Annotated in this window: 14 protein-coding genes and 1 pseudogene; 7 read left to right on the top strand and 8 right to left on the bottom strand. The window is 70.5% G+C overall.

The features are described from left to right. Window positions 1-151 precede the first annotated feature (151 nt). The 3 genes from AB0D14_RS18735 (at window position 152) to AB0D14_RS18725 (ending at window position 5,532) form a co-directional block, all read left to right on the top strand. Window positions 152-3,478, top strand: coding sequence for a S8 family serine peptidase (locus tag AB0D14_RS18735; RefSeq protein ID WP_362780215.1), 3,327 nt, complete (start codon window positions 152-154; stop codon window positions 3,476-3,478). A gap of 530 nt (window positions 3,479-4,008) precedes the next feature. Next, window positions 4,009-4,860, top strand: coding sequence for a hypothetical protein (locus tag AB0D14_RS18730; protein WP_362780213.1), 852 nt, complete (start codon window positions 4,009-4,011; stop codon window positions 4,858-4,860). A gap of 156 nt (window positions 4,861-5,016) precedes the next feature. Then, complete coding sequence (locus tag AB0D14_RS18725) at window positions 5,017-5,532, top strand: DUF2165 domain-containing protein (RefSeq protein ID WP_362780211.1); 516 nt, start codon at window positions 5,017-5,019, stop codon at window positions 5,530-5,532. A gap of 49 nt (window positions 5,533-5,581) precedes the next feature. Here AB0D14_RS18725 and AB0D14_RS18720 read toward each other — a convergent pair whose 3' ends face one another. The 3 genes and pseudogenes from AB0D14_RS18720 to AB0D14_RS18710 all read right to left on the bottom strand — a co-directional run bounded on the left by AB0D14_RS18720 (window position 5,582) and on the right by AB0D14_RS18710 (window position 9,684). Further along, window positions 5,582-8,086, bottom strand: a complete 2,505-nt coding sequence (locus tag AB0D14_RS18720; protein WP_362780208.1) for a tetratricopeptide repeat protein — start codon at window positions 8,084-8,086, stop codon at window positions 5,582-5,584. Window positions 8,087-8,226: 140 nt separating this feature from the next. Continuing rightward, window positions 8,227-9,157 (bottom strand): annotated as a pseudogene (locus AB0D14_RS18715) (helix-turn-helix domain-containing protein). A gap of 287 nt (window positions 9,158-9,444) precedes the next feature. Beyond that, window positions 9,445-9,684, bottom strand: coding sequence for a hypothetical protein (locus AB0D14_RS18710; RefSeq protein ID WP_362780428.1), 240 nt, complete (start codon window positions 9,682-9,684; stop codon window positions 9,445-9,447). Between the two features lie 59 nt (window positions 9,685-9,743). On the opposite strand from AB0D14_RS18710, the gene AB0D14_RS18705 reads away from it, so the two are divergent. After that, window positions 9,744-9,872, top strand: coding sequence for a DUF397 domain-containing protein (locus tag AB0D14_RS18705; protein WP_362780427.1), 129 nt, complete (start codon window positions 9,744-9,746; stop codon window positions 9,870-9,872). Between the two features lie 45 nt (window positions 9,873-9,917). Here AB0D14_RS18705 and AB0D14_RS18700 read toward each other — a convergent pair whose 3' ends face one another. Next, on the bottom strand, window positions 9,918-10,646 hold the full coding sequence (locus AB0D14_RS18700) for a thioredoxin domain-containing protein (protein WP_362780205.1): 729 nt from the start codon (window positions 10,644-10,646) through the stop codon (window positions 9,918-9,920). 273 nt (window positions 10,647-10,919) lie between these two features. Between AB0D14_RS18700 and AB0D14_RS18695 the strand changes: the two genes are divergently transcribed. Together AB0D14_RS18695 and AB0D14_RS18690 are read left to right on the top strand one after the other, a co-directional pair. Next, window positions 10,920-11,372: a peptidoglycan-binding domain-containing protein gene (locus AB0D14_RS18695; RefSeq protein WP_362780203.1), complete on the top strand. Its 453-nt coding sequence runs from the start codon at window positions 10,920-10,922 to the stop codon at window positions 11,370-11,372. 512 nt (window positions 11,373-11,884) lie between these two features. Then, on the top strand, window positions 11,885-12,712 hold the full coding sequence (locus tag AB0D14_RS18690; protein WP_362780201.1) for a winged helix-turn-helix domain-containing protein: 828 nt from the start codon (window positions 11,885-11,887) through the stop codon (window positions 12,710-12,712). A 70-nt stretch (window positions 12,713-12,782) separates the two neighbouring features. Here the strand turns inward: AB0D14_RS18690 and AB0D14_RS18685 are convergent, their stop codons facing one another. The 3 genes from AB0D14_RS18685 to AB0D14_RS18675 all read right to left on the bottom strand — a co-directional run bounded on the left by AB0D14_RS18685 (window position 12,783) and on the right by AB0D14_RS18675 (window position 17,085). Continuing rightward, window positions 12,783-13,349 (bottom strand): hypothetical protein, encoded by a 567-nt coding sequence (locus tag AB0D14_RS18685; protein ID WP_362780199.1) that lies wholly within the window; start codon window positions 13,347-13,349, stop codon window positions 12,783-12,785. 144 nt (window positions 13,350-13,493) lie between these two features. Continuing rightward, window positions 13,494-16,079 (bottom strand): bifunctional FO biosynthesis protein CofGH, encoded by a 2,586-nt coding sequence (locus AB0D14_RS18680; RefSeq protein WP_362780196.1) that lies wholly within the window; start codon window positions 16,077-16,079, stop codon window positions 13,494-13,496. A gap of 160 nt (window positions 16,080-16,239) precedes the next feature. After that, window positions 16,240-17,085: an LLM class F420-dependent oxidoreductase gene (locus tag AB0D14_RS18675; RefSeq protein WP_362780193.1), complete on the bottom strand. Its 846-nt coding sequence runs from the start codon at window positions 17,083-17,085 to the stop codon at window positions 16,240-16,242. Window positions 17,086-17,399: 314 nt separating this feature from the next. Between AB0D14_RS18675 and AB0D14_RS18670 the strand changes: the two genes are divergently transcribed. Beyond that, window positions 17,400-19,004 (top strand): CehA/McbA family metallohydrolase, encoded by a 1,605-nt coding sequence (locus AB0D14_RS18670; RefSeq protein WP_362780191.1) that lies wholly within the window; start codon window positions 17,400-17,402, stop codon window positions 19,002-19,004. A 125-nt stretch (window positions 19,005-19,129) separates the two neighbouring features. Here the strand turns inward: AB0D14_RS18670 and AB0D14_RS18665 are convergent, their stop codons facing one another. Further along, complete coding sequence (locus tag AB0D14_RS18665; RefSeq protein ID WP_362780188.1) at window positions 19,130-21,034, bottom strand: protein kinase; 1,905 nt, start codon at window positions 21,032-21,034, stop codon at window positions 19,130-19,132. Window positions 21,035-21,089 lie beyond the last annotated feature (55 nt).

Below are 21,089 nucleotides of genomic sequence, written 5' to 3'. Positions count from 1 at the left end.
CCCCGCGCCCCTTTGCGAAAGGGGCGCCTCTTCCCACCCTTTGATTCCTTGTCCCGTCGGACGGGCTGCTTTGCCGTGCCCGGAAAACCGGAGAGAAAGGCATGTCTTGAATCACCGAAAGAGGCGAGCGGGTGAGGCTTCCGCTCTCGCCGTGCTCACCGCCGCCGCCCTTACCGCAGCCCTGTTCGCTGCCCCGGAATCCGGGGCCGCACAGTCAGACAGCGGTACGGCAGGTACGGCAGGTACGGCCGGCGTCACCGGCAAGGCCAGGACAGTCACCCTCGTCACCGGCGACCGGGTCACCCTGGACGCCACCGGACAGGTCACCGGTGTGCGGCCCGGCAAGGGCAGGGAAGGTACGGCCTTCCGAATAGCGCGGGACGCCGACCGCACCTACGTCGTGCCGCGTGACGCCGAGCGGCTCCTCGCGAACGGCACCGCCGACCGGCGGCTGTTCGACGTGACGCAGCTGGTCAAGTGGGGTTACGACGACGCGGCCCGCCCCGACCTCCCGCTGATCGTGACCTACGCCAAGGGCCGCACCCTCGCGCCGAGCGCTCTGTCCGCCGCCGGTGCCCGGGTCAGCCGGGACCTGCCCAGCGTCAACGGGGACGCGCTGAAGGCCCGTAAGTCGGCGGGCGCCGAGCTGTGGGAGACGCTCACCGGGAGCGGGGGGACGGCGCGGGAGAGGTCGGCCGCCGCCGACCGGGTCGAGAAGATCTGGCTCGACGGCAAGGTCGAGGCGGCCCTCGACCGGAGCACCGCGCAGATCGGCGCCCCCGAGGCATGGGCGGCCGGATATGACGGCAAGGGCGTCAAGGTCGCCGTGCTGGACACCGGGGTGGACGACACGCACCCGGATCTGAAGGGCCGTATCGACGCGGCGAAGAACTTCTCCGAGTCGGCGGACACCGTCGACCGGGTGGGCCACGGCACGCATGTGGCGTCGACGGTCGCGGGCTCGGGCGCGCACTCCGGGGGGAAGTACAAGGGGGTCGCGCCGGGCGCCCGGCTGATCAGCGGCAAGGTGCTCGACGACGAAGGCTTCGGCCAGGAGTCCGGCCTCATCGCCGGCGCGCAGTGGGCCGTCGCGCAGGGTGCCGAGGTGATCAACCTCAGCCTGGGCGGCCCCGACAGCCCCGGTGACGACCCCCTCGAACAGGCGGTGGACGAGCTGTCCGCCTCCTCCGGCGCCCTCTTCGTGATCGCCGCCGGTAACGAAGGCCCGGCCGCCGGCACCGTCGGTTCGCCGGGCAGCGCCGCCGCCGCGCTCACCGTGGGCGCGGTGGACCGCACCGACGCGATGGCCGATTTCTCCAGCCGCGGCCCGACGGCGGACGGTTCCCTCAAGCCCGACCTCACCGCCCCCGGCGTCGACATCGTCGCCGCGAAGGCAGCCGAGGGCACGGAGGGCGACCCGGCCGCCGACGGCTATGTCTCGATGAGCGGTACGTCGATGGCGACCCCGCATGTCGCGGGCGCCGCCGCGATCCTCGCCCAGCGCCACCCCGACTGGACCGGCGAGCGCCTCAAGGCCGCGCTCACCGCATCCGCCAAGCCGACCGCCGGTGTCTCGGCGTTCGCGCAGGGCACGGGCCGTACGGACCTCACCCGCGCCCTCGACCAGCAGCTCACCACCACCCCCGCCACCCTCGGTTTCCCCGCCCAGAAGTGGCCGCACACTGACGACCAGCCGGCCACGAAGACGGTCACCTACCGCAACGACGGCGACCGGCCCTTCACCCTCGACCTGAGCACCGAGGCGTACGGCGAGGACGGGAAGCCCGCCGCCGAGGGCATGTTCGAGGTCTCGCCGAAGCAGCTCACCGTCCCGGCGGGCGCCACCGCGACCGCCCAGGTCACCGCCGACAGCGGCGCGGGCACGGCCGACGGCTCCTTCGGCGGCGCGCTCACCGCGACGGACGGCGCGGGTACGACCGTACGGACCGGCATCGGCGTACACCGCGAGGTCGAGTCCTACGATCTGACCGTCCGGCACCTCGACCTGAAGGGCAAGCCCGCCGCCCGCTCCCAGACGGGTGTGCAGGGCCTGGACAACGAGATCTGGCAGGACTACTCCGACGACAGGGACGGCGAGTTCACCGTACGGCTGCCCAAGGGGCGCTACAGCCTCGAAGGCCGTATCGACACGGGCGCGACCCCCGACGCGGAATCCGGGGAGCTGGCCCTCCTCCTCAACCCGAAGTTCTCGCTCACCCGTGACACCACCCTCGTCATGGACGCCCGCAAGGCCAAGCCGATCCGGATCACCGTGCCGGACAGGAGAGCCAAGCACACCGACGCCACCCTCAACTACGGGTTCCACATCGGCCGGAACGGGAGCACTTCCACGTACGACGTGGGCAGCTTCGGCAGGCTGCGCGTCGGTCAGTTCGGCGCCCGGCTGCCGGCGGGCGAGGCGTTCGCGCAGTACAACGGCACCTGGACGCACGGCAGTACGAGCTACCGGCCGGTCTGGAACCGCACCGGCGACCTGTCGGGCTTCACCGCGAACCCGAAGCGCGCGCAATTCGCCAAGGTAACGCTCGCGGCCGGTGCACCCGCCAGGGGCAAGACGGCGTCGCTCGTCGCCGCGCCGATGACTCCGGGCGGCTCGTCGTTCGACTTCCACCTCGACACGCGCTCGCTGCCGGGCGCTTTCACCGAGTACGTCCTGCCGGGCGTGCGGTGGCGGTACGCCGTCTCGCAGGACGGCGGCAAGGACGCGGACGGCGAACCGGTGTGGGACGCCGGCCAGTGGATCGCGAAGCCCCGCTCCTACAGCGCGGGCAAGCAGTACACCGAGCGCTTCAACACCGGCGTCTTCGGCCCGCACCTCACCGGCCCGCTGACGGACGGCGAGGACCGCCCCGGCGCGGTCCGTACCGGTGACACCTTCCTGGCCTACCTCCCCCTGTTCTCCGACGGCGCCGGCCATATCGGCGACTCCCGCTACAGCAAGGCCAGAAGCACCCTGTACGCGGACGGCACGCGGGCCTTCGCCATTGACGAGCCCTTGAACCGCGTCTCGTACGAACTCCCCGCTGCCAAGCGCTCGTTCCGTCTCACCACGGACGTCTCCCGCCCCACCACGCTGTCCTCGGTCAGCACCCGGGTCACCGCCGAGTGGACCTTCACCTCCGCGCACGTCACCGGTGCCGAACAGCGGCTGCCGCTGTCGGTGGTCCGCTTCACGCCCCGGCTGTCCACGGAGAGCACGGCCAAGGCGGGTACGCGTTTCTCTGTCCCGTTCACGGTCGAGGGCGATGCCACCGCGCGCACCGCCCGCAAGTTGGCCTTCTCCGTCTCGTACGACGACGGCCGGACCTGGCACCCGGCGAAGGCGGTCGCCGGCAAGCGCCTCGACCTGCGCCACCCGGCGAAGGCGGGCACGGTCTCTCTGCGCGTGACGCTCACGGACGCGGCCGGCAACACCCTGAAGCAAACGATCCACCGGGCCTACCGGACCATCAAGTAGGCCTCTGTACAAGCGTGTTGCCTGGGCGCCCGGGTCGGCTTCGGCCGGCTCGGGCGCTCTTGCCGTGTACGGGACGGCTATCTGAGTCTTTGGGTCGCATAGATGGCCAGGCCCATCAGTGCCAACAAGCCGCCCTCGGCGACCAGGCAGAAGCCGACACTCAGGCTGGTCACGGACCCAAGGACGACACCCAGAGCTATCAGCGCCAGGAGCCCTGCGGCGGCGGCGATCTGTTTCCGGCGGCTAGGTGACATCAGAACGCACTCGGGAAGAACTCATAGGCAGCACCAGCCGCTCCAATCGATGCACCTGCTTCAACAAGCGTAGGCACGCAACCCGCCACGCTAACGCAAGCGGGAGCCGACGCGACGGCCCCGGCCCCGACCCCGGTCCCGGTCCCGGCGCCGATCGCCACGAGCGGGCCCCCGACTCGACCTGGGCGGCTCGTCAGCCCCCATTCCCGGCCCTCCACATCTGACGTATCGTCAGGAACGGCTCGGAGGAGCCTTCGGGACAGGTTGGGAGCGCGCATGCGAGACACCGAACGCGAAGAGACTTATCCGGATCTGTACAGCAAACTGGCATCGGTCGGGCCCTACGGAGTGGCGGTCGGGCACGCGCTGATCACGATGGTCGAACCTCACCCGGGGCACGAACGCGCCTATCACAGATGGTACGAGGACGATCACTTCATCGCGGGAGCGATGGCCATGCCCTGGATGTATGCGGGGCGCCGCTGGGTGGCGACCCGCGATCTCCAACTCCTGCGGTATCCCGCGAAGTCGGCCATTGCCCAGCCGGTCACGGACGGCTGCTACATCACTGTCTACTGGGTGACCTCCGGCCGCTACGACGAACACATGCGGTGGACCGTCGGAATCAACAAGCGGCTCAACCGCGACGGACGCGTCTTCCAGCAGCGCACGCACGTCTTCACCGCGTTCCAGGACCACGAGGTCACGGTGTACCGGGACGGCGTGTCAGGCCCGCGGGACTTCCATGCTCTTGATCACCCCTACTCAGGTCTCGTGCTGGAGGTCATCGACGCCGAGTCACCCGAGCAGCGGGCCGAGTTGCTGGAGTGGCTGCGCTCCCGCCATCTCCCCAAGCTCCTCGCGGGCTCCCCCGCCTCCATGGTCACGGTCTTCCGCCCTACGCCGCTCCCCGGCGACCGCATGACGTACGTGAAGCAGGTCGAGGGGGTCGATACGCGGCTGACGTTGCTGTGGTTCCTGGAGGCGGATCCGCGGGAGTGCTGGGAGGAGCACTTCACGGGGCTGGAGGCTGCGGTGGCTGAAACTGGCCTGGGACGGGTCGAGTTGGTGGCCCCCTTCATCCCGACGGTGCCGGGGACGGACCGGTACGTCGACCAGCTCCGCTGACCGGTACATCGACCGGCTCCGCTGATTCGTGGCCCGTGATTCGCGGCCCCGCGCACGGCATGGATGCGGCGCAGATGCGGCATAGATGCGGCATAGGCGGCATAGATAGCAACGGTCTCATGTTGACCATCACAACTGTCAGCGAAGGGACTGAGGATGGCCGCAGCACGCGCGCTTCCGATCACCGCGACCCTGCTCACCGGCACGGTCGCGCTCTACATCACTCTCGTGGCATTCGGGAACATCACCGACTTCGGCACCAACCAGCAGTTCGTCCAGCACGTCCTGGCCATGGACACCACCTTCAAGGATGACGACCTGATGTGGCGGGCCGTCGAGTCCAAGGGGCTCCAGGATGCCGCGTACATCGCGATCATCGTGTGGGAGACGGTCGCCGCGCTCGTCCTGATCCTGGGCACGTTCCAATGGTCCCGCCACGACCATCTCCGGGCCCGGCGGACCTCCACCATCGGGCTGCTGATGCTGATGCTGCTCTTCGGCGCGGGGTTCCTCGCGATCGGCGGTGAGTGGTTCGCGATGTGGCAGTCGGAGGACTGGAACGGGCTCGACGCGGCGATGCGGGTCTTTCTGCTGAGCGGGGTTGTGCTGGTCGTTATTCACCTTCCGGTGGATCGGGCGGGGGCCCCGTCGGGATCGGGTGGTGGGGGCTAGTGTCGCGACGGGGCGAACGTTGCCTGTAGCGGCACTAGGTGCCGCGGCCCTAGGTGGCGTCCGAGTCTGTTTGTGCGGCTTGGCGTAGGTCCCGCTCTCTGCCTGCCTCGTCGCCCAGTGCGCCCTTGACCCGGGCCCGCATCAGTAGGGCCCAGGGGTAGTCGGGGCGGAGTTCGAGTGCGCGGTCGAGGTCGGTCAGGGCTTCCTCGTTGCGGGCGAGTTCGTGGAGGGACGCTCCGCGGCTCGCCAGCGCCGAGGCGTAGTCGGGGAGAAGGGTGAGGGCCCGGCCCAGCTCGGCGACGGCTTCCTCGTAGCGGAACGCGAGCCGGTAGGCGTCACCCCGCTCCGACGCGATCCAGGCCAGGTCGGGGCCGAGGGCGGCCGCCCGGTCGAAGTCCGCGAACGCCCCCTGAGGGTCCCCCATGACCCGGCGCAGGCGAGCCCTGCGTACCAGCGTCCACAGGTGGTCGTTCTGGATGGTCAGGGCGCGGTTGTACTCGGTGAGCGCTTCCTCGTATCGGCCGAGCGCGTGCAGGCACACGGCTCGTCCGGCCACGGCTTGACCGTGGGTCGGGTCGAGTGCGACGACCCGGCCGAAGTCGGCGGCGGCGTCGTCGTAACGGCCCGCCAACTGGTAGGTCTCCGCGCGCCCGGCGATGATCGCGACGGTGTCGGGGGCCAGTTCGTCCGCCCGGTCGAGTGCGGCCAGCGCCGCCGGGAACTCACCCATCAGCCGGAGGGTGACACCCCGTCCGCAGTGGCCCCGGCTCAGCTCCGGAGCGAGCTCGATCGCCCGGTCGAACTCCTCCAGGGCTCGACCGTACTCCCGGCCCTGGCGCAGCTCCCTGCCCCGTAGCGCGTGCGCCCTCGCCCGCGCGGCCGGGTCCAGGCCGGGACGGGCCAGCAGCAGGTCCGTCGCCCTGACGACCCCGGCCTCATCGTCCGTGAGGACCTCGCACAGGTCCCGGCCCCACTCCTTGAGCACCGGGTGGTCCGTCACGTCGCCCGATTCCTGCAGCATTCGCGCCCAGCGGCGACCGACGGCCTGGTCACTACCACGACAGGCCTCGACCAGGGATGCCAGCGCCTCGGCGAGGGCCGCGGGCGGCCGGGCGCACAGCCGGTGGTACGTCTCCTCCAGGAACAGATCGCGCCACTCCCCGTCCTCCCACAGTTCCTCGGCCCCCCGGCCCGCCCCGACGTCGGCGCGCCATTCGGCGAACGACTCCGCCAGCCGCCGGTGCCGCCTGCTCCACTCGCGCGGGGACCTGCGGCGTTCCAGGCGCAGCATCGGCGCCCGTACGACGTCGTGGTAGCGCACCCGCTCCCCGCGCTCGCCGACGAACGGAAGCCCGGTCAACCAGTCGTACAGCGCGTCCAGTTCGTCGTCCGGGCGGTCGACCACCAGTACCCGGAACACGTCGGCGTCCAGCCACCGGGGCAGCGAGCAGATTCCGGCGACCTTGCGGCGGACAGCCGGTTCGGACTTCAGGAAGCGCTCCACGGCGGTGGCACTCGGGTCCTCCACGGCGCCCGGGGCGCCGGGGCGTTCCTTGGCAAGCGTCGACACAAGGACGGGCAGGCCACCTGTGAGGCGCAGCACCTCCTCGACGACCGGCTCGGCCACGACGCCTTTCCCCGCGAGCAGTTGACGCGACTCGGCCTCGGTGAACGGCTCCAGCGGTACGTCCGTCACGGAGTCCAGGCCACTCCAGCGGGCGCGGTCCAGGGGCCGCTGTCCGGCGGTGACCACGACGACGGTGGCGGGCAGTCCGCCCCCGGCCGCGTCACGCGTGACCATCTCGTGCAGCCACGGGTCGAGATACGCCCCGGTCCTCTCGTACGTGTCGAAGAACAGGACGATCCACTCGGAGACGGCGGAGGAGGCGGAGGAGGAGGCAGAGGAGGCGGCGGCCGCGCGCAGTTCGCGGAGCAGGACCGGGGTGAGCACCTTCTCCGGTGACGTCACCAGCTCGATGTCGTCGGAGTTGCGGAAGCGTGCGCCGAGGCCGGCCCGCAACCGGTCCGCGCCCTGGGCGAGCTGCTCCGCGGGCAGGGCCCTGCCGATGAGGCTGCCGCCGGGCACCGTGGCCTCCGCCACGGCGATGCCCAGCTCGACCGCGGCCCTGCTGCCGCCCGAGGGGCCCGGCGGCGCCCCCTGCTCCGTCGCGAGGGCGGCGAGCGCGGCGGCCTCCGCCTCGCGGTGCCGGTCCCGGTACGCGGCCAGCCGTCGCTCCAGGTCCTTGAACCGCCGTCCCTGGTCCGCGAACTGGCCGCAGATCTCCGCCAGCGCCTCCGGCACGCTGCCGGCGCTCTCGTCGACGTACGCCGTCAGCGCCCCGCGTTCGCGTGCGAGATGCCGCAACTCCTGGACGAGGAAGGTCTTCCCGACGCCCGCGGTGCCGTGCACATGGAGACGGAAGCGCTGGCGGGCATCCCCGAGCGGGATCTCGAAGTTCGCCAGGAACGCGGCCCGTTCGGCGTCCCGCCCCACGAATCCGGCACGGTTGCCCTGCTGGATCAGCTCCTGCCGCGACCGCCCTGCCTGCGCCACCCGCCTGCCTCCTTGCCACTCCGGGTCAAGTCCGGCTCCCAGTGTGGATCAATACGCCGCACATGGCCCAGGAGTTGGCCACTGGACCTGGACCTGGACCTGTTGTCCCAGTCGGTCACAGAGCTGACTTCCTGCATGTTCTACGCCGCCGCTCGGGCCGGGCAAGCCGTGCGGCAGTCGCGGCAGCGGCCCGGGGACGGGGCGCGGAACGCGCGGTCACAGCCGTCGCAGTTCTGGAGTGGGGCGCGGCGGACCGCCTCCGGCCGAGCGGGGGCAGCGGGAAGCACGGGAAGCGGTGGAGGCAGGAGTGCGGTGAGGCGGCGGGTCAGGAATCCCGCTGGGTGGTGTACGCCCTCCGGTGGGATGTCTGCCAGAAGAGTTCGGCGTACGTCCTCCGGGGCGACGCCTCGTTCCAGCCAGGCGGCCACCGCGGGGGCGAGGCGGCGTACGTCGTGCTCGCCGAGGAGGAAGCGTGCGTCGTGGGCGCGGAGGCCTGCCAGGACGTCGCGGGCGATGCGAGCGGTGCGGTGCGCGGGGAGGTCGTGGAGCTCCTGCGGTGGCGTGGCTGATGCCGCCACGGGCGAAGCGGCGGCCGGACCCTGCGCCTGGGTCGGGACCTGCGCCGGAACCGCAGCCGGAGTCAGAGCCGCAGCCGCAGCCGGGGGGGTGCGTCGGTTCGCTGGGAGGTTCCGGTGCGGGCGGGGCCGCCCCCGTGCATCCCTGCGGCTTGTTGTACGAGATCGTGCGCGTCACCAAGTGGCCTGACGGAAGACGCTCCTTGATGCGGGCCAGGTACCCGTGCGTCTCCAACTCCCGCAGAGCCGAGGCGATCCTCGTCTCCCCTTCAAGAAACTTCGCCGCCAGCGCCTTGATGCCGACGAGCGTGCCGCTGCGGAGCGAGTGGATGTGGACCGCCAGACCGATGGCCGTCAGGGACAGCTCGGGGTGCTGGGCGAGATGGTTTCCGACCACGGTGAACCGCTCGTCGTGGTGCTCGTCGACGTGGCTCACTCCTTGGTGGGAACGGCCGGTACGGGCGCGGGAGGGCGCGCTAAAATTCTGATCAGTCATCGGGAAGTCGGTTTCCTAGGTGGTGAGGCCCTCGTCCGGGATGCCTGTCCCGGCGGGGGCCGTTTCACGTGTGTGGGTGTCCGTCGGGGCTGACGCTGCCGGACCGACTCTCCTTTTCGCCACCGAATCGCCCCTGATCACCCGACCGAGTGACCAGGGGCGGCGAGGTGACAGGCAGGCAGGGCGGCGGCGGCCTGGCGCGAGGGGTTTCGGTGGATGACGGGCTGGGTGGGGCGGGTTTGGTTCTTTACCTGGTTCTTTCTTCTTTTGCGTCGGCGGTTACCGGGTCACCGATCCACTCGACCCGGTTCCAGTTCGGCCCAGACCGTCTTGCAGTCGGCCGGTGCCTCGTCGACGCCCCAGCGGTCCACGTACGCCGCCACGATCCGAAGCCCTCGACCCGATTCCGCGTACTCCGGGACCGGGACCGGGACACACGGGACCCGGTCGCCCCGGGCATCGGTCACCTCTACGGCAAGACACTGGGGCACTCCGAGGCCCAGCTCCACAGCCGTCTTATCAGCGATCACAGGGACGTCCAGATCCTGGAGATGCGCTATGGAATGACCCGTGCGTCGAGGTCGCGATAGCCACCCCCGTCGCCCCCGTCACCACCATCCACGTACGCGACTCCAAGAACACCCAGGGCAACCGGCTCACGTTCACCGACTCCGCGTGGAGCGAGTTCGTCGCCCACGCCGCGTACCGGGACTGAATCGCGTCGCGGGCAGCGACAGGGCGTACCGCGCGGCAGGTGGGTTCACGACATGAAGTCTTCCCAGTTCTCGGGGTCGTCCAAGATCTGCTTCAGCAGCATGTCGAAGATCTTGTTGTCGAAGAGCATGCCGTAGAACTCCGGGGAAAGCTTCTTGCCGTTGATCACAGCGGTGGGTGTTCCCGGTCCGCCGGGCTCCTCGGCTCCCCCTGCCCGCTCGTACGCCTTCTCGGAGGCGGTCACGAAGGAGCGGTACTTCATGGTCTTCACGGCCGTGTCGAACGCCGGGCCGCGCAGGCCTTCCACTTCACCGGCCAGTTCCAGCAAGTTGGCGTCGGTGTAGCCGTCGACGCTCTCCTCGGGCTGGTTGGCGTAGAGCACCTCGTGGTACTCCACGAACTTGCCCTCCCCGAGCGCGGCGCGCAGTGCGTTGGCCGCCTTCTTCGACCCGCTGCCGCCGAGCCGGTCGTCCAGGAAAGAGGCCAGGGTGTACTCGGTCTTCGCCCGATGGTCGAGCATCTCCGCCCGCAACGCCCGGCTTCCGCCGGTGACCTCGAACTCCTCGCACACCGGACAGCGCAGATCCTCGTACAGCCGCACCGTCAGCTTCGCGTCCGGATCGCCCACCAGAATGGTGGTGCCGTCCTCGGCGAGCTTCTCCGGCAGGTCCTCGGCGCTCTCGAATACGGGCTTGCCCTCAGCCGCCCGCTGCCCGCACCCCGCCAGCATCAGCATCGCGACACACAAAACAGCCCATTTCCCCCCACGCACCATGCGTCATCCCCTCCCCAGAGAACATCGCGATCCTAGATCATCGGACACCCGTCCCATTCCATGATCGTCACCGGGCCGCGCGCCGGATCAGGGACGCGAACGGGGCGGACCCATGTGCCCGTCGGCCTTCCGCCTTCCGTCTCTGCGCAGTCGTACGCCGCCGCACCGCCTGACCAACGTCTTTTCAGCTCGGTCGAAAGACCTGGTCCGTCGTGCGCGGCGTTGACATCGTGGCCTCGCCCGGACATAACCGGTTCGAAGAAGGAAGCGTTCATGACCAGGAACACGACCGACAGCAGGACCAGGAAGACCGCGGTGAGGCTGGCGACGTTCGCGACGGCCGGAGTCGTCGGCACGGCGCTCGTTGCCCTCGCTCCCACCGCCTCGGCGTCACCGGCGCCCGCGGCGGCCCCCGCCTCCGCCTCCGCCTACACCTGTCACTACTCCTGGCAGGGCTCGTACCTGTACGCCGGCTACAGCAGCACCAACACGACCAACACCAAGTACGGCCAGACCGGCAACCGGGTGATCGAAGTCCAGTGCCTGATGACCTACTGGGCCAACCGCGTCGGCGACAGCAAGTTCGATCCCAAGGGGGTCGACGGCGAGTTCGGCGCCAACACCAAGGCGGCAGTGATCAACGCGCAGAAGGTCTGCTTCTCCGACTCCAGCGAGTGGGACGGCGAGGTGGGCCCGAATACCTGGCCCTGTCTGCGGGTCTGGTAGCGCCTGCCGGCCCACAGGGCCGGCCGCTGGACCGGCGTGAGGTCGGCCGGCACATCAGGACCGGGGTACGCGGGCAGGTCGCCCGCGCCCCGGTCCGCTCTGTTGTTAAGACATTCCGGCTCTTGAGAAGACATTCCGGTTCTTGACCGGAACGCGTGGACCTGCCCGCCCCTGTCCGCGGAACCCGCCCACCACCACGGTTTTGTGTCTTCCTCCGCCCTGGAGGAATTCGGCGCGATGTCACGCTCATTCCCCTGCGGCATTCTGCGATCGTCAAGGCGTCAAGGGAGGCGTCAAGGCCTACCGTGAAAACGGCGAAACGGTGGAACGGGATGCTCCGATTTCATTTCTCGGCCGAAGATCTTGCGCGCGTACGCGTGGCTGCCACGCCCCACCCTCTCTGGGAAATCGCCTGCAGTCTGCACAGATTCCAGACCGCTGAGGGGCGTTGGGCCTACGCGCGATGGCACCGCACCGCCTGTGAGAACATCCGAGACGCACAAGCCGGCTCCATGGTCAAGAAGTTCCTGTTGCCGCTCTTTCCCCGGGCCAGCTATTTTCCCGACTTCCTCACCCCGGCCGAGGGAATCGGCGGCCTGGAAGCGGGCCTCGACGCAATATTGGCGACACCTGCCCAGCAGGTGAAACAAGAGGCGGGGAAGCTCGCCGGGACCATAAGATCTCCCAGGTGGGTGGCCCGAATCGACGAAAGGGACATGCGTGATCGCCTCGTCGAGGCACTGCGCGACTATCACCGGACCGTGATAGCGCCCCACGACCATCACATCGGAGAATGTCTGCGCGCCGAACGGACCCGGCATGCCCGCTCACTCCTCGACTTCGGCACCGAGGGCCTGCTCGGGAGTCTCGCGCCCACACTTCGCTGGCGCCACCCGGTCCTGGAGATCGAGTCCTATCCGGAGAACCGTGACGTCAGGCTCAACGGCAGGGGTGTCCTTCTGATCCCGTCCTACTTCTGCTGGCACTCGCCGATCACGTTGGCCGACCCCGATCTGCCGCCCGTGATCATCTACCCGTTCCAGCACGCGGCCCGCCCGGAGCCCCAGCACGAGGGACGGCCGTTGCGGGCACTCCTCGGGCCCACCCGCGCCGAGATCCTGCTGGCCACTGTCACCGGGGCCACCACGACCGAGGCGGCCCTGCGTGCCGGTGTGTCCGTCGGCACCGCCTCCCATCACACCAACGCCCTGCGCAATGGCGGCCTGATCAACAGCGACCGGTACGCCAACACCGTTCTGCACACACTCACTTCCCTCGGCGCCGCTCTCCTTCACGGTGCGCAGGCCGGGGCAAGCCGCTCGTCTCCTACGCCGGGCTGACCGGGCGCACGATCCCGGCAGGCAGGCAGTGCGGTGCGACGGGCGTGTCCGGCCCAGCGCGGGCCGCGGACTACTTCACGACCGTGACCCTCGTCCCCGCCGTGGCGAACTTCCAGACCGCGTCCCCGTCGTCCGCCCGCATACGGACCCCGCCCGTCTGCGCGCCCGATGCGGGTGGCGGCGGGGAGGAGCCGTCGACGGCGTTGGAGAAGGCGACGTTGACGCCGGACGCGACGGCGAAGTAGACGATGTGCTCGATCTCCACGCCATCGCTGCCGGTGGCGGCCTCACGCCGGCTGCCGATCGTGTACGTGGCCGGCGCCGGGCTCACCGTCCCCGGCCACACGGCGAAGGTACGCCGGGACGCGTCGCTCGCGTCGACCAGCCACACCCGGCGCTGCCCGAGGGAGTAGACGATGCGCCGCCCCGTGCCGGAGCCGTCCGGTACGGCGACCGGCTTGGACTCGTCGGCTGAGCCGGAGGGCTTGGCGCTCGCCGAGGCGGACGGCTTCGGGCTCGCCGAAGCGGTCGGCTGGGGCCCCTTGTCGGCCTTGACTGCCAGCATGGCCACCAGCACCAGAGCAGTCGCGGTCAGACCGGTGACCCAGGCCCACGAGGGAAGCCGTCGGGCAGGCACGGGCACGCATCTCCTCAGCTCTGACTCACCCATCGGAGGGTCCGATCATCCTACTCCGACGGGGCGCTCACCCCAGAACCGGCAGCAGCTCCGGCAGCAGCCACGACAGCAACCCGTAGCCGCCTACTCCAGGACGGCAACCGCCTACTCCAGGACCGGCAGCAGCTCCGGCAGATGCCCGTCCGACAGCGCCGCGGCCCGCTGCCGCTCCTCCGGCACCGGCCCGTACAGCGTGTTCCGCGGCTTCGCCGGGCGTCCCGCCGCATCCGCCACCGCGATCAGGTCCTTGACGGACTTGTACGAGCCGTAACTCGACCCCGCCATACGGGAGATGGTCTCCTCCATCAGCGTTCCGCCGAGGTCGTTGGCTCCGGAGCGGAGCATCTCCGCGGCACCCTCCGTGCCCAGTTTCACCCAGCTCGTCTGGATGTTCGGGATGTGCGGGTGCAGCAGGAGGCGGGCCATCGCGATCACCGCGCGGTTGTCGCGGGTCGTCGGTCCTGGACGGGCGATCCCCGCCAGGTACACCGGCGCGTTGGTGTGGATGAAGGGGAGGGTCACGAACTCCGTGAAACCGCCCGTCTGCTGCTGGATGCGGGAGAGCGTACGGAAGTGGCCGAGCCAGTGGCGGGGCTGATCCACGTGCCCGTACATCATCGTGGACGAGGACCGGATACCCAGCTCGTGCGCGGTCGTCACCACCTCGATCCACGTCGCCGTCGGGAGCTTGCCCTTCGTGAGGATCCAGCGGACCTCGTCGTCGAGGATCTCCGCTGCCGTGCCGGGGATGGAGTCCAGGCCCGCCTCCTTGGCCGCCGTCAGCCACTCGCGGATGGACATGCCCGTCCGGGTGGCGCCGTTCACCACCTCCATCGGCGAGAAGGCGTGGACGTGCATCCCGGGCACCCGCTCCTTCACCGCGCGTGCGATGTCGAAGTAGGCGGTGCCCGGCAGGTCGGGGTGGATCCCGCCCTGCATGCAGACCTCGACGGCCCCGACGTCCCAGGCCTGGGCGGCGCGGTCCGCCACCTGGTCGAGCGAGAGCGTGTACGCGTCGGCGTCCGTGCGCCGTTGCGCGAAGGCGCAGAAGCGGCAGCCCGTGTAGCAGACGTTAGTGAAGTTGATGTTCCGCGTGACGATGTACGTGACGTCGTCGCCGACCATCGACTTGCGGACGTCGTCGGCGATCCGGCAGAGCGCGTCGAGCGCAGGACCGTCCGCGTGGAGCAGGGCGAGTGCCTCGTCGTCGGTCAGGCGGGTCGGGTCGTCGGCCGCCGTCACCAGGGCCCCGCGTACGTCTGTGTCGATGCGGGACGGGACCATGCCGGGCGCCGCCGCCTCCCGCAGCGCCTCCCAGTCCCCGTACACGTGGTCGTAGTCCTCGCGGCGGTCGCCGGTGCGCCCCTCGGTGTCGATGGACGCGTGCAGGTCCGTACGCCCCGACGACGTGAACGCCTCCTCGGGCTCCTGCCACGGGTGGCCCTCCACGACCGCGTCCGGCACGGCGAGGCCGGTCTCCGGGTCCGCGAGCGCCCGTACGTGCGGAAGCAGCCGCGGGTCCAGCCACGGCTCGCCGCGCTGCACGAACTCCGGGTAGACGCAGAGCCGTTCGCGGAGTGTGAAGCCCGCCTCGGCGGACTGCTCGCTCAGCAGGTCGATCTGCGGCCAGGGGCGTTCGGGGTTGACGTGGTCGATGGTCAGCGGCGAGACCCCGCCCCAGTCGTCGATCCCGGCGCCGATCAGCCGCGCGTACTCGGAGTCGACCAGGTTGGGCGGCGCCTGGAGGCAGGCGGCGGGGCCCATGATGTGGCGGGCGACAGCGATCGTGGCGACCAGTTCGTCGAGTTCCGCGTCCGGCATGCCGCGCATCGCCGTGTCCGGCTTGGCGCGGAAGTTCTGGATGATCAGCTCCTGGATGCCGTGGTACGCCCGCGCCACCCGCCGGAGCGCGAAGAGGGACTCCGCGCGCTCCTCGTACGTCTCGCCGATCCCGATCAGCAGCCCGCTGGTGAACGGGACGGAGGACCGGCCCGCGTCCTCAAGGACCCGCAGCCGGACCGCCGGTTCCTTGTCGGGCGACCCGTGGTGCGGGCCGCCCGGCTCGCTCCACAGCCGGACGGCGGTCGTCTCCAGCATCATGCCCATGCTCGGCGCGACGGGCTTGAGCCGCTGGAAGTCGGTCCACGACATGACACCCGGGTTGAGGTGGGGCAGCAGGCCCGTCTCCTCCAGGATGCGGATGGAGATGGCCCGTACGTACGCGATCGTGTCGTCGTAGCCGTGCGCGTCGAGCCATTCGCGGGCCTCGGGCCAGCGGTCCTCAGGCTTGTCGCCGAGGGTGATCAGGGCTTCCTTGCAGCCCAGTTCGGCACCCTTGCGGGCGATGTCGAGCACCTCGTCCGGGGACATGAACATGCCGTGGCCGGCCCGGCGCAGCTTGCCGGGGACGGTCACGAACGTGCAGTAGTGGCACTTGTCCCGGCACAGCCGGGTGAGCGGGATGAAGACGCTCTTCGAGTACGTGATCACGCCGGGGCGGCCCGCCGCCGCCAGGCCCGCGTCACGTACCCGGGCGGCGGACTCGGTCAGGTCGTCCAGGTCGGCGGCGCGCGCCTGGAGCAGCACGGCGGCCTCGGTGACGTCGAGGGCGACGCCGTCGCGGGCGCGTTTGAGGGCGCGACGCATGGCGTTCGCGGTGGGCCCGGTTCCGGAGGTCGCGGAAGTCGTCATCCTTCGAGCATACGATCGCTGTGATCAGGCACGACCGGTGTGCCGCGTCACAAACGACACACCGGCAGCACACCAGCAGCAGTCCGGCAGCCCACCTGCGACACACCGGCAGCAGTCCGGCAGCCCACCTGCGACACACCGGCAGCACATCTGCGGCCTCCTACAGGTACGTCGCGTATTCGTCCAGCACGCGCAGTACGTCTCCCTCGCCGGCCGGCGGCAGCTGCAGCACGACCTCCTCGATGCCGAGGTCCGCGTAGTGCGCGAGTTTGCCTGCGCCGGGCAGTACGGCGTAGGGCACGACCTGAAGGGCGCCCGGGTCGCGGCCCGCCTCGGCCCAGGCGGTCCGCAGCACGGGCAGCGACTCCGTCAGGCCCCGGCCGCCGATCGGCAGCCAGCCGTCCGCGTAGTCGGAGATGTGTGAGAAGAGCTTGGGACCGGCCGCTCCCCCGATGAGCGTGCGCGGCCCGACGAGCGGGCCGCGCGGCTTCTGCACGGGCTTGGGGTGGGCGTGGCTGGCCCGTACGGAGTCGAACCGGCCCTCGTACGCCGTCGGTTCGGGCGACCACAGTGCCCGCATCAACGCCATCCGGTCGCGGCCGAGTTCCCGGCGCGTAGCCCACTCGACGCCGTGGTCGGCGGCTTCCTCGACGTTCCAGCCGAAGCCGATGCCGAGGGTGAAGCGGCCCCCGGAGAGGTGGTCGAGGGTCGCGACCTGCTTGGCGAGGTCGATGGGGTCGTGCTGGGCGACCAGGGTGATGCCGGTGCCGAGCGCGAGCGCCTCGGTGACGGCTGCCGCCTGGCCGAGGGCGACGAAGGGGTCGAGCGTGCGGCCGTACTCGGGCGGCAGCTCGCCGCCCACCGGGTACGGAGTGGCCCGCTCCACGGGGATGTGCGTGTGTTCGGGCAGATAGAGCCCGGCGAAACCGCGTTGCTCCAGCTCACGGGCGAGCCGGGTCGGAGTGATCGTCTCGTCGGTGAGGAAGATCGTCACGGAGATGCGCATGCCCTCATCAATACCGGCCCGGGATACAGGTGTCCATACCGACCAGTCGGCATATTTATTGCTTCGTACGCGTACGTCGACTGCTTCAGACGCGTACGTCTGCGTACGTCGGCTGCTTCGTACACGTACGGCGGCTGCGTCGTCCGCGTACGGCGGCTGCGTCGCACGAGGGCTCCGTCCCCGAAAGCTGCCGACCCCCTTCCCTTGCCCCGCAGTTCACGGCTGAATACCAGAGTTGCCGGTACCACCCATGCACCACCCCTGCACCGCCCCTGCACCACCCATGCCCCTCACGAGACCCGGGAGCAGCAGACATGTGCGAGGACGACCACCACGGCGATCACAGCGATCACGGCCATCACAACGATGAACTCGGCAGCGGATCCGGCAGTGACCACGGCGTCGGCAGACGCGCCCTGTTCGCGACGGGAGCCGCCGCCGCGCTTACCTTGGGAAGCGTGAGCTTCGCGAGCGGCGCCGACGCCACCTCCAGGCCCGGGGACCCCGAGACCCGGACCGTACGCGGCACCCTGCCCATCGGCGCGCCCGACTTCGCGTACCTGCCGGTCGACGTCCCGTCCGGCGTACGGGAGATCAAGGTCGCGTACACCTACGAGCGGCCCTCCGTCCCGGCGGGCACCGCGGGCAACGCGCTCGACATCGGCATCTTCGACCAGCGCGGCACCGAGCTGGGCGGCAAGGGCTTCCGCGGCTGGTCGGGCGGGGCGCGCACGGAGTTCTTCATCCGCGCGGACGACGCGACCCCCGGTTACCTCCCCGGCCCGGTCCGCGAGGGCACCTGGCACATCGCGCTGGGCCCGTACACGGTGGCTCCGCAGGGGCTCCCGTACGAGGTCACCATCACGCTGACGTACGGCGAGCCGGGCGAGGCGGCGCAGCCGGTGTACCCGCCGTCGCGGGCCAAGGGCCGTGGCCGGGCCTGGTACCGGGGTGACTGCCATCTGCACTCCTGGTACTCGGACGGCCGCCGCACCCCGGCCGAGATCGCGGCCCTCGCGCGGGCGGCGGGCCTGGACTTCATCAACTCGTCCGACCACAACACGCACTCCGCGCACGCCCACTGGGCCGACCAGGCCGGCCCCCACCCGGACGGCGAACTGCTGATCCTGCTGGGCGAGGAGGTGACGACGAGGAACGGTCACGTCGTCGCGCTCGGCACCGACCCGGGCACGTTCGTCGACTGGCGCTACCGGGCCCGCGACAACCGCTTCGGCAAGTACGCGCGCCGTATCCGCCAGGCCGGCGGTCTGGTCGTCCCCGCCCACCCGCACGCCACCTGCGTCGGCTGCAACTGGAAGTTCGGCTTCGGCGAGGCGGACGCGGTCGAGGTGTGGAACGGCGCGTACGGGCCCGACGACGAGGTGTCGCTGGCCGACTGGGACAGCATGCTCGTCTCCTCCGTGCGGGAGGGCCGGGGCGGCCGGGACTGGATTCCGGCTATGGGCAACAGTGACGCCCACCGCGACCCCGACCCCGTCGGCACCCCGCAGACGGTCGTGCTCGCCGACGACCTGACCCGCGAGGCGATCCAGGAGGGCATCCGCGCCGGCCGCAGTTACGTGGCGGAGTCGAAGGCGGTGTCGCTGTCGTTCTCGGCGACCGGCCCGAAGGGTGAACACGCGGGTATCGGCGGGCGGTTGAGGGTGGACGGCGACGACCCGGTCACGGTCCGCCTGGAGGTCTCGGGCACTCCGCGCTGCACGGTCCGCTTCGTCACGGACCAGGGCGTACTGCACACGAGCCCGGTCCTGCCGGTGTCGGGCTCCGGCACGGTGGAGTGGCGTACGACGGCCCAGTACGCGGCGTACGTACGCGCGGAGGTACGGCACGAGGTCGCGGCGGGCCCGTCGCCGGGCGCGCTGGCCGCGTTCACCAACCCGGTCTTCCTTGGGCGGTAGGCGGTAAGCGGCAGGCGGCAGCTGGACTGCCCGGCCCGGCGAGCTCCCCTTTCAGGTCGCGCACCGGGCTGCCCGCTGGGTCGGTGGGTCGGTCGGTCGGTCGGTGCGTCGCCCGGCCGGTGGCTTCAGGAGAGCCCCGCGTCGCGGGTCTCCTCGATGCGGTTCTGCTGCATGGAGGTGAGCCGCCTGACGAAGAAGACGGCCACCACGGCGCTCACGACGCCGGTGACGACGGCGACCTGCGCGTCGATGATGTCGATCATGGCGCCGCCGGCGGTGTCGTTCTGATACCAGCTGCCGAACGAGTCCTGAACGTACGCCACCATGTAGACGACCCAGCACCACCACCAGACGTGCAGCAGCCACCGCCTGGCGCCCCGGGCCTGGCCGGCTGTCGCCGTCCAGATGTCGTTGCTCATCTGCTTGGGCATGAAGAAGTTGACGCCCGGGATGAACCAGGCCCCGGCCGCCATCCCGGGCGCGAAGCGCAGGCGAACCGGCGCGAAGGCGTCGGCGTTGTTCCGCATGCGCTGGAACCAGAGCGGCCACACGATCATCAGTGCCAGGGCCACCGGCAGTGCGAGGAATTCGGACGCGTCCGTCGCGAGCTGCAGCATCTCGTAGTTCGGGATACGGCTGGGGTCGGCCTCACTGTCCTGCCCGTCGAGCCGGAGGTAGGTCCACCCCAGGACGGCGCCGCGGACGAGCAGGGGCAGCGTGTAGAGGCCGAGCAGGAGCGACAGCCCCGTCCCGAGCCCCCGGGCCGAGCGGGCCGGCGGGCGCGGGGAGAAGTAGTGGGGCGAGGGCGGAAGACTCCCCGGCTGTGGACTGCCCGCGTGCGGGCTGCCCGGCGGGGGGCTGTGCCACAGGGGTGCGGACGGGTTGTACGCGACGGGCGGGCCGAAGCCCTGTGGTGCGGGGTCCGCCAGTCCTGGTACCGGCGTCTGAACGGCTCCCGACCCCGGCCCCGGCCCCGCCCCAGGCCAAGATCCCGATCCCGAATCCGGCCCCGCTCCTGGCCCTGATCCCGGCCCCGCTCCTGGCCCCGTTCCCGTTCCTGACCCCGAACTCCGGCCGCCCGGGCCGAAGGCCACCGCCTGCTCGGAGAGCGCTTGGCTCTGCGGGTTCTCGATGTCCAGGAGTTGCACGGCGTGTCTGCCGAGCTCCGCCAGCACCTCGCCCGGCAGCCACGCGCCGCCCGTGTCCTCCAGGGCCTCGATACGCGTCAACAGGTCGTCCAGCGAGGGCCGTTGCGCAGGATCCTTCGTGAGGCACCACGCGATCAGCCGGTCCCACGGCTCGGGGACCCCCGTGAGGTCCGGCTCCTCGGTCGCGATACGGAAGAGCAGCGAGTGGACCCCGCCCTCACCGGTGCCGAACGGCAGCCGCCCCGCCGCGGTGTACGCCAGCACGGCACCGAGGCAGAAGATGTCACTCGCGTACGTCACCCGCTCCCCGCGTACCTGCTCGGGTGACATGAAGCCCGGCGAGCCCACGACGACCCCCGTCATGGTGAGCCCGTCGGCGGACTGCGTGGTCGCGTCGAGGGCGCGTGCGATGCCGAAGTCGATGACGCGGGGGCCGTCGATCGTCACCAGGACGTTGGACGGCTTCAGGTCACGGTGTACGAGCCCGGCGCCATGGATGGCCCGCAATGCGTGGACGAGCCCGATCGCCAGCGCTCGTACGGAGCGCGGAGGCAGTGGACCGTACTGCTTGTCCACCACCTCGGTGAGGGAGGGCCCGGCGACATAGCCGGTGGCGACCCACGGTGTCGGCGCGTCCGTGTCGGCGTCCAGGACGGGTGCCGTCCACTCGCCGCCGACCCGCTGGGCCGCCTTCACCTCCTGAGCGAAACGCCGCCTGAAGTCGGGCTTGCGGGCCAGCTGTTCCTGTACGACCTTGACCGCGACCGTACGGCCGCGGTCGGAGCGGGCCAGGTACACCCGCCCCATGCCGCCCTCACCGAGTCTGCCGAGCAGTCGGTAGTTGCCTATCCAGCCCGGATCGTCCGGGGTCAGCCCATCCATGTTTATTTCCTTTGTCCCCGGCGATGCCCTCGCAGCGAGGATAGGAGATGGGGAG

Source organism: Streptomyces sp. NPDC048484, from assembly GCF_040651415.1.
Classification (GTDB): Bacteria; Actinomycetota; Actinomycetes; order Streptomycetales; family Streptomycetaceae; genus Streptomyces.
Note: the sequence above shows the minus strand (reverse complement) of the source record. Positions and strands in the feature narration are given on the sequence as shown.

Excerpts from the sequence above, each read along its gene's own strand:
- AB0D14_RS18730 (WP_362780213.1), top strand. The coding sequence starts at position 4,009 with ATGCGAGACACCGAACGCGAAGAGACTTATCCGGATCTGTACAGCAAA.
- AB0D14_RS18725 (WP_362780211.1), top strand. The coding sequence starts at position 5,017 with ATGGCCGCAGCACGCGCGCTTCCGATCACCGCGACCCTGCTCACCGGC.
- AB0D14_RS18700 (WP_362780205.1), bottom strand. The coding sequence starts at position 10,646 with ATGGTGCGTGGGGGGAAATGGGCTGTTTTGTGTGTCGCGATGCTGATG.
- AB0D14_RS18695 (WP_362780203.1), top strand. The coding sequence starts at position 10,920 with ATGACCAGGAACACGACCGACAGCAGGACCAGGAAGACCGCGGTGAGG.
- AB0D14_RS18690 (WP_362780201.1), top strand. The coding sequence starts at position 11,885 with ATGGTCAAGAAGTTCCTGTTGCCGCTCTTTCCCCGGGCCAGCTATTTT.
- AB0D14_RS18680 (WP_362780196.1), bottom strand. The coding sequence starts at position 16,079 with ATGACGACTTCCGCGACCTCCGGAACCGGGCCCACCGCGAACGCCATG.
- AB0D14_RS18675 (WP_362780193.1), bottom strand. The coding sequence starts at position 17,085 with ATGCGCATCTCCGTGACGATCTTCCTCACCGACGAGACGATCACTCCG.
- AB0D14_RS18670 (WP_362780191.1), top strand. The coding sequence starts at position 17,400 with ATGTGCGAGGACGACCACCACGGCGATCACAGCGATCACGGCCATCAC.
- AB0D14_RS18665 (WP_362780188.1), bottom strand. The coding sequence starts at position 21,034 with ATGGATGGGCTGACCCCGGACGATCCGGGCTGGATAGGCAACTACCGA.